Raw genomic sequence first — 8,262 nt, forward strand, 5'->3', positions numbered from 1 at the left:
TCCGGGTCCGCGATCACTGCGATAGTCTGAGGGCGGCGCGCTCGCGCCACACCCGGTAGCACGAACTGCACGGTCCGGAGGAAGTCCGGATGACGCCGTCGGGCCACAGGTCCCGGATCCGCCCCGAACTCGTCGTGGGCACGCGACAACCAGGCGTTCGTCACCTCGGGGATGCCGTTCACCGGCCGCCACGGGGACTCCTGCTGCACCGGGTGCGATCACTCGCACCCGAAGGAGCCCGTATGTCCGTCTCCGACAACCAGGCCGACGTCCTCGCCTGCATCTCGGCCCAGTTCACCCTCTACTTCGACGGTCGCTTCTGGGTCGGTGTCCTCGAGCACCACGAACGTCATCGTGGCGGTGACGTGGTCGGTCAGGTGATCACTGTGCGGGCGGCACGGCACGTCTTCGGGGGCGAGCCCAGCGACGTTGAGCTCTACGACTTCCTCCTGGCCCGCGGAGACGAGCTCATTGACCGGGCCGCCGCTTCTCCTCCGGTGCCGGCATCCAGATCGGCGGGCTCATCGTCGGCCCCTCGCCCCAACCCCAAGCGCGCCGCCCGGCAGGCCGCCAAGGAGGCCGCCCGGGCGCGCCCGTCCACCGCCGCGCAGGCCGCACTGGCCGCTGCCCGTGAGGAGACCGCGGCCCGAACGGCCCGCAATCGGAGCCGGCGCCGCCGTCAGGAGGCGGACGAGGCCTGGGTCCGACGTCGGGAACGGGCCAAACGTCGCCACCGCGGCCGGTGAGATGCATCAGGGGCATCGGCGCTGGTGCATGCAGTGACGCAAGGTGGGTGTTCCGCAAATAGCGGCCGCGAGGGTGGCGTTGAGGGCGGCCGTCTCAGATGCGGGGGGAGTGGCCTGCGACCGCGCCGGGTCAGCGTTATCGCGGGTGTCACGTCTCAGGGACGGAGCCCGATGCGTCAGGACGGGCCGGTGGGGGATACGCTGTGGCAACACGGCGTCGTGAAGCGCTGGCCATTCCCCTGCGGCCGGCTCCTTGCGACGCCGTTCCACTACGCCCGCCCGAGAAGGAACCACTCATGCCGCAGTACCGCAGCGCCACCTCCACCCACGGCCGCAACATGGCGGGCGCCCGGGCTCTGTGGCGTGCCACGGGCGTCAAGGACTCCGACTTCGGTAAGCCTATCATCGCCATTGCCAACTCCTTCACCCAGTTCGTCCCCGGACACGTGGGGCTGCGCGACGTCGGGCGCCTCGTGGCCACCGAGATCGAGGCCGCCGGAGGCCTGGCCAAGGAGTTCAACACGATCGCCGTCGACGACGGCATCGCCATGGGGCACGACGGCATGCTCTACTCCCTGCCCAGCCGCGACCTCATCGCCGACTCCGTGGAGTACATGGTCAGCGCCCACTGCGCCGACGCCCTCGTGTGCATCTCCAACTGCGACAAGATCACCCCGGGCATGCTCATGGCCGCCATGCGCCTCAACATCCCGACCATCTTCATCTCCGGCGGCCCCATGGAGTCGGGCAAGATGACCGCTGCCGACGGCACCACCCGCAAGCTCGACCTCATCGACGCCATGATGGACGCCGCCGACCCCACGGTCTCCGATGAGACCATCAGCGCCATCGAGCGTCTGGCCTGCCCCACCTGCGGCTCCTGCTCGGGCATGTTCACCGCCAACTCCATGAACTGCCTCACCGAGGCGCTCGGTCTGGCCATGCCCATGAACGGCACCCTGCTGGCCACCCACGCCGACCGCGGCGAGCTCTTCAAGCGCGTCGGCCACCAGATCGTCGAGATCACCCGGGCCTACTACGAGCACGACGACATCTCCGTCCTACCGCGCTCCATCGCCACCAAGGCCGCCTTCGAGAACGCCATGAGCCTCGACATCGCCATGGGCGGCTCCACCAACACCGTCCTGCACCTGCTGGCCGCCGCCCAGGAGGCCGAGGTCGACTTCACCATGGCCGACATCGACCGCCTCTCGCGCAAGGTCCCCCACCTGGCCAAGGTCGCGCCGTCGACGAACCTCTACCACATCGAGGACGTCCACCGCGCCGGCGGCATCCTCGGCATCCTCGGCGAGCTCGACCGCGGCGGCCTGCTGGAGACCTCCACCACCAACGTCCTGCGCTCCACCCTCGGCGACGAGCTCGCCGCCTACGACATCGCCCGCCCCGGCCCCGACGGCGTCCCCGGCTCCCAGGTGAGCCGGGAGATCCGCACCGGCTACCTCGCCGCCCCCGCCGGCGTGCGCACCACCGAGATGTTCTCCCAGGCCTCTCGCTGGGAGTCCCTCGACACCGACCGCGCAGACGGCTGCATCCGCGACATCGAGCACGCCTACTCCGCCGACGGCGGCCTGGCCGTTCTCTTCGGCAACATCGCCGAGAAGGGCTGCATCGTCAAGACCGCCGGCGTCGACGAGTCGATCCTGACCTTCTCCGGGCCCGCCGTCGTCTTCGAGTCCCAGGAGGACGCCGTCGCCGGGATCCTCGGTAAGCAGGTGAAGTCCGGCGACGTCGTCATCATCAGTCACGAGGGGCCGCGCGGCGGCCCCGGCATGCAGGAGATGCTCTACCCGACCACCTACATCAAGTCCATGCACCTGGGCAAGGAGTGCGCCCTGCTCACCGACGGGCGCTTCTCCGGGGGCACCTCCGGCCTGAGCATCGGCCACGTCTCCCCTGAGGCGGCGGCCGGGGGGCTCATCGGCCTGGTGCGCACCGGCGACATCATCGACATCGACATCCCGGACCGCTCCATCTCCGTGCGCCTGAGCGACGAGGAGATCGAGCGCCGCCGGGCCGAGGAGGAGGCCCGTGGTGAGGATGCCTGGACCCCGCACGTGGACCGCCCCCGCAAGGTCTCCGCGGCGCTGCGCGCCTACGCGATGCTCGCCACCAGCGCCGACCTGGGCGCCGTGCGCGACCTCAAACGTCTCGGCGTCAAGTAGACCGATGGGCCTGGGGAACGGCCCGGACTGACCGATCGCACATTTGAAAATCGTTGTCACTCGCATCTAGAGTTTGCGTGTGACAATCGTTCTCAGATCCTTGGTGGTGCGCTCCGACGGCACAATGCTGGTCGACGGCGTCGAGCTCAGTCTCGCCCCCGGGAGCCGGACCGCCCTGGTCGGCGCCTCCGGTGCAGGCAAGTCCCTGACCTGTGCCGCGCTCGCGGGCACCCTCCCAGCAGGGCTGGAGACCTCCGGCTCCCTGACCGTCGAGGCCGACGGCGCTGGCGCGTCTGCCGGTTCCCGCACAGCCTCCGGTCAAGGAGGTGGGGGAGAAGAAGGCGTGAACCTGCTGGGTCTCCCCGCCGCGCAGCGCCCCCGCAACGGTCGTATCGCGCTGGTGTCGCAGGACCACTCCACCGCCCTGCACCCCCTCATCCCGGTCGGCCGTCAGATCGCCCTGGCCGCCCGCGCGGGCGGGTGCCGACCTGGCCAGGGCCGACGCCGAGCCGAGGAGATGCTCCGCGCCGTCGGACTCGAAGCCGCTCTGGGGGAGCGGGTCCCGGGACGTCTGTCCGGTGGGCAGCGTCAGCGAGCCGCGCTCGCGCTCGCGCTGGCCGCCCGCCCGAGCGTCCTTATCGCTGATGAGCCCACCACCGCTCTCGACGTCCTGGCCCGCGCCGAGATCCTCGACCTCCTCACCCGCTTGACCAGCGCTGATGCGGCGGGCGGCAGTGATGGGACCGACAGCGCCCAGAGTGTCCAGGGAACCCCGGACGGTCCGGCCCTGCTCCTCATCACCCACGACCTGCCTGCCGCCGCCATCTGCGATAACGTCGTCGTCCTCCACGACGGCGCCGTCATCGAGCGTGGTCCTACGGCACAGGTGCTGGCCCACCCCGAGCATCCGGTCACGGTCGCCATGTGTGAGGCCGCCGCCGGGGAGACCATTGACGGGGCCCTGGCCGCCGCTGTAGGAGCCGCCGCATGAGCGGGCTTGAGGTGCGTGGTCTGACGCGCTCCCACCCGGGGTCCGACGGTAGGCATCATGTAGCGGTGCGTGGTGTGGGTATGAGCGTGTCGCCGGGGGAGAACGTGGCGCTGATCGGGCGCTCGGGGTGCGGGAAGACGACGTTGCTGCGGGCTCTGCTGCTGCTCGACTCTCCGGGCCCGCAGGATCGGGGCGAGGTGCTGCTGGACGATGAGGTCGTGCGCCGGGGTGGTGCCCGGAGCCTGCGAGCCTTCCGCCGGGCGGTGCAGTACGTGCCCCAGGACGCTGCCGCGACGCTCGACCCGCACCGCACGGTGCTCGCTCAGGTGACCACCCCACTGCGCACCCTGGGCGTGGTGCGCGATCGCGACGAGGCAGATGCACGGGCCCGGCAGGTGCTGGAGAACCTGGACGTACCTGCCGTCATCTGGAGGTCGCGACCGCACGAGATCTCCGGAGGTCAGGCCCAGCGGGTCTCCATCGCCCGGGCCCTGGCCCTGTCGCCGCGCTATCTGCTCCTCGATGAGCCGGTCTCCGGGCTGGACCCCGCCCTGCGCCGCCAGACCCTCGACCTGCTCGCCTCGATCGAGGCCGACGTCCCGACGTCGGACAATGACGACACAGCAGACGCAGGCGACATGAACGAACCGACGCAGACGGCCCCAGCGGGGGAGAAGGCCGCCCCGGCCGACCAGGGCGCCGTGCCCGCCCCGGCCCTGCTGGTGGTGTCGCACGATCTGGCTGCTGTCGCCCGTGTCTGCCAGCGAACCCTGGTCATGGATGACGGCGCCATTGTCGAGGACGCCCCCATGCACCACATCCTCACCCAACCCAGCCATCCGGCCACCCGTGCCCTGCGCGACGCCGTCCCCAGCCTCCCGACCGTCGACGCCCCCGACCGATGACACACCGACACAGGCCCCAAGGAGCATCAATGTCCCTGCGCACCCTCGCCGTCACCCGCCGCCAGGTCCTCGCCGCACTCGGCGTCGGAGCGGGCGCCGCTGCCATCGCCTCCTGCTCGCGCAGCTCCTCCGGCGACGGCCGTATCCGTCTGGCCATGTTCCACGCCCCCGAGAGCAAGCTCAACCCGCTCACCAACGACGGCTCCAAGCTCACTCGCTGGTCCTGCGCCGAGAGCCTCACCGGGCTCACCGCCGACGGCGACGCCCAGGAGCTGCTCGCCACCGCCTGGAAGCGCGAGGACGAGACCACCTGGCGCTTCACCCTGCGCGAGGGCGTCACCTTCCACGACGGCACCGCCCTGAGCGCCGAGAATGCGGCCGCCGCCCTGACCTTCGCGGCCGGCGCTGCCAAGCCGCCGCGCGTCCTGGACGGAATCAACCTCACTGCGAAGGCCGACGGCAAGGACCTCCTCCTGACCACCGCAGCCCCTGACCCCCTCATGCCGCAGCGCGTCTCCAGTCCCCAGCTCGCCATCCTGTCCCCGGCCGCCTACCCGAGCTCCGCCGACGGCGCCATCGATCCCGTCGGCCATGGTACCGGCGCCTTCATCCTCAAGCAGACCAACGGTTCGTCCGGCGCCACCCTGGAGCGCAACGACAAGTACTGGGGCAAGAAGGCCGCCGCCCCCGGCATCGACGTCACTTACGTGCCCGACGGCGCCGCCCGCGGAACCGCCCTGCGCACTGACACCGCCGATATCGTCGAGGCAGTCCCCGTAGCCCAGGCCGGCAACATGGACAAGGAGCTCCTTCACGAGGTGTCGACACCGCGCACTATCACCCTCTACCTCAACACCGGCTCCGGCGCCTTCGCCGATCCGGCTCTGCGCGCCGCCGCCCGGAACGCTGTCGATCCGAGCGCGCTCATCAAGACCGTCTTCGAGGGCCACGCCGACTCTCCCGTCGGACTCCTGGGGCCGGCCGTGCCCTGGGCCGCCGAGATGCGGGCCTGGAAGAAGGAGACCTACCCCGGTGCTACGGGTGCGGCCGCTACCGGCAAGGTCCCCGGCGCCACCGCGGCAGGAAGCGTCCCCGCCGGAACCGCCATCACCCTGGCCTCCTACACCGACCGCCCCGAGCTCGGTGAGATGGTTCCCCTCCTGGCTCAGCAGCTTGAGGCTGCCGGCTTCAGCGTCACCCAGGACGTGCGCGAGTACAACCAGATCGAGACCGAGGCCCTGGCCGGTAAGTTCGACGCCGTCCTCGTGTCGCGCTCCACCGTTCTGGACTCCGGTGACGCTGTTGCCTATATGACCGCCGACTTCTCCTCCTCCGGCTCCTACTCCATGAGCCAGTTGTCCGACCCCACGGTGGACGCCGCCATCTCCAAGGCCTCCGGTAGTGAGCCCGGCGAGGAACGGCGCAAGGCCATCATGGAGGCCGAGCAGGCCATCCTCGTCACCGGAGCCGCCATCCCGATCGTCCACGAGCGCGTCCTGCAGGGCGAGGCCGCCGGCGTCTCAGGCGCCGAGCGCGACCCCAACGAGCGCACCCTCATCACCTCGTCCACGGCTGTGAAGAAGTGAGCGGCATGCTTACCCGGCTCGCCGGGAGCCTGCGCCGCTACGACGTTGTCGCCGGTACCTCGCGCCTGGTCGCCCTGGTCTGCCTCATCGGTCTTGTGGGCATGCTGCCGTGGCTGTCGGGCAAGGACCCGGCACTGACGATCCTGCGCGCCACCTCCTCCGACCGTGAACCCACGCCGGAGGTCCTGGAGTCCATCCGCAAGAGCATCGGGATCGACGGCGGTCCCTTGCACACGATGGGGCGCTGGCTGGCCGGGTTGGTGCGCGGGGACCTGGGGCGCTCCTGGGTCTCAGGCGCTCCCGTCGGCCCGGATGCCGTTGACGCCTTCGGAGTCTCACTGAGCCTCATGGCCGCCGCGCTCGGTGTCGGACTCGTTATCGTCGCAGCGCTGGTGCTGCCGGCCCTGCGCGACGGGTTGCGAGGACAACCGCGGCCCCGAGGCGGGGCTGTCTCCGCGGTCCTCATCTCCCTGCCCGAGTACCTCCTGGCCCCGATCCTCATGCTCGTCCTGGCCGTCTACCTCAGGATCCTGCCACCCCTCGGGTGGGGCGGCCCCGAGAAGGTCATCATGCCGGCCCTCAGCCTGGGCCTGCCCACCGGCGGCTACCTGGGCGGACTTATCTCCGATGCCGTCACCGCCACTTTCTCCAAACGCTGGGTGGCCACCTGGTCCACAGCCGGGATCCGGGGAGGGGCCTTGGCCGGGGCCGTCCTGCGTCGCGCTCTGACCCCGCTGGCCGGGCAGGTGGCACTCGTCGTCGTCGCCCTGACCGGTGGGGCGGTCGCCGTGGAGAAGATCTTCGCCATCCCCGGGATCGGGCGCGAGCTGATCGAGGCCGCCTCCGCTCAGGACGTGCCGGCGCTCCAGGCTCAGATCCTGCTGCTGCTCGCCCTGGCGCTCACCGCCGGCATCATCGCCGGGATCGTGCACCGCCTCCTCATGGGGCGGGCCGCCGGGGCAGGCGGACTGACAGCACCGCCCCCGGTGGAGCACCCGGGGCGGGCCGCCCGCGTCATCGCCGTCATCGGCGCCGCCCTGCTCGCCCTCATGGTGGCCGTCGGGATCCGCCGCGACCCTTACGCCATCGTCGCTGACAAGCTGGCGGAGCCCAGCACCTCCCTTCCGCTGGGCGCCGACTCGCTCGGGCGCGACGTGCTGGCGCGCGTGGCCCACGGGGCGCTGTCCACCGTGACCGGCGCCGTCGCCGTCACGGTCGTGTGCTTCGTCATCGCCCTGCTGGTGGGGCTGGCGCCGCGGGCCGCCACGGGGTTCATCGAGGTCGCCAACGCAGCCCCGCCGATCCTGGCCGGACTCATCGTCGCCGGCGTATCCGGGCCCAGCGCCACGGGCGCCGCCATCGCCGTGGCCAGCGTCGGCTGGGCGCCGCTGGCCTCCCACGCCGCCGGGCTCGTTGCTGAGGCCCGGCGGCGTCCCGACATCCTCCTCGCTCCCGTCCTGGGGGAGGGGCGTGTGCGGATCACCCTGACCCGGGTCCTGCCCGCCGTCGTCGGCCCCCTGGCGCGCCACGCGGCCCTGAGGCTGCCCGGCAAGGCCCTGGCCCTAGCGGCCCTGGGTTTCCTGGGGCTGGGCGCTCAGAGCCCCACACCCGAGTGGGGACTGGTCCTCTCCGATGCTCTGCCCTACATCGAACGGGCCCCCTGGGCCGTGGCCACGCCCGCCGCCGCCCTCGTGGTCCTGTCGATCACGTCGGTCGCCGCCTCCCGCAGCATGCGGCGCTGAGACCTCTGAGACCTCGCAGCAGCGGCCCGGCTCCGGCCGGGCGCGAGGGGGCTGCGCCGTCGGCCGCAGACAACGAGGCGGGCGCCGACCGCGCTATGGGTCGGCGCCC

At 71.3% G+C, this 8,262-nt stretch carries 6 protein-coding genes; all 6 read left to right on the forward strand.

The features are described from left to right. Positions 1-242 precede the first annotated feature (242 nt). The 6 genes from HMPREF9056_RS12240 (at position 243) to HMPREF9056_RS12265 (ending at position 8,153) form a co-directional block, all read left to right on the forward strand. Positions 243-746, forward strand: coding sequence for a DUF2992 family protein (locus tag HMPREF9056_RS12240; protein WP_009747056.1), 504 nt, complete (start codon positions 243-245; stop codon positions 744-746). Positions 747-1,042: 296 nt separating this feature from the next. Then, positions 1,043-2,929 carry a dihydroxy-acid dehydratase gene (ilvD, locus tag HMPREF9056_RS12245; RefSeq protein WP_009747057.1) on the forward strand — a complete coding sequence of 629 codons (1,887 nt, stop codon included), beginning with the start codon at positions 1,043-1,045 and terminating at the stop codon, positions 2,927-2,929. Positions 2,930-3,008: 79 nt separating this feature from the next. Further along, positions 3,009-3,920: an ATP-binding cassette domain-containing protein gene (locus HMPREF9056_RS12250; RefSeq protein ID WP_253270043.1), complete on the forward strand. Its 912-nt coding sequence runs from the start codon at positions 3,009-3,011 to the stop codon at positions 3,918-3,920. Further along, entirely contained in the window at positions 3,917-4,825 is a 909-nt protein-coding gene (locus HMPREF9056_RS12255) for an ATP-binding cassette domain-containing protein (protein WP_034514543.1), read from the forward strand. Before HMPREF9056_RS12250 ends, HMPREF9056_RS12255 begins: the two co-directional genes overlap by 4 nt. 29 nt (positions 4,826-4,854) lie before the next feature. Beyond that, positions 4,855-6,411 (forward strand): ABC transporter substrate-binding protein, encoded by a 1,557-nt coding sequence (locus HMPREF9056_RS12260; protein ID WP_009747060.1) that lies wholly within the window; start codon positions 4,855-4,857, stop codon positions 6,409-6,411. Between the two features lie 5 nt (positions 6,412-6,416). Further along, positions 6,417-8,153: an ABC transporter permease subunit gene (locus tag HMPREF9056_RS12265; RefSeq protein WP_009747061.1), complete on the forward strand. Its 1,737-nt coding sequence runs from the start codon at positions 6,417-6,419 to the stop codon at positions 8,151-8,153. The last annotated feature ends 109 nt before the right edge of the window (positions 8,154-8,262 follow it).

The organism is Actinomyces sp. oral taxon 170 str. F0386 (assembly GCF_000195595.1).
Taxonomy (GTDB): Bacteria; Actinomycetota; Actinomycetes; order Actinomycetales; family Actinomycetaceae; genus Actinomyces.

Bases quoted from the DNA above. Each gene is read 5' to 3' on its own strand.
- HMPREF9056_RS12240 (WP_009747056.1), top strand. From the start codon at position 243: ATGTCCGTCTCCGACAACCAGGCCGACGTCCTCGCCTGCATCTCGGCC.
- ilvD (WP_009747057.1), top strand. From the start codon at position 1,043: ATGCCGCAGTACCGCAGCGCCACCTCCACCCACGGCCGCAACATGGCG.
- HMPREF9056_RS12255 (WP_034514543.1), top strand. From the start codon at position 3,917: ATGAGCGGGCTTGAGGTGCGTGGTCTGACGCGCTCCCACCCGGGGTCC.
- HMPREF9056_RS12260 (WP_009747060.1), top strand. From the start codon at position 4,855: ATGTCCCTGCGCACCCTCGCCGTCACCCGCCGCCAGGTCCTCGCCGCA.
- HMPREF9056_RS12265 (WP_009747061.1), top strand. From the start codon at position 6,417: ATGCTTACCCGGCTCGCCGGGAGCCTGCGCCGCTACGACGTTGTCGCC.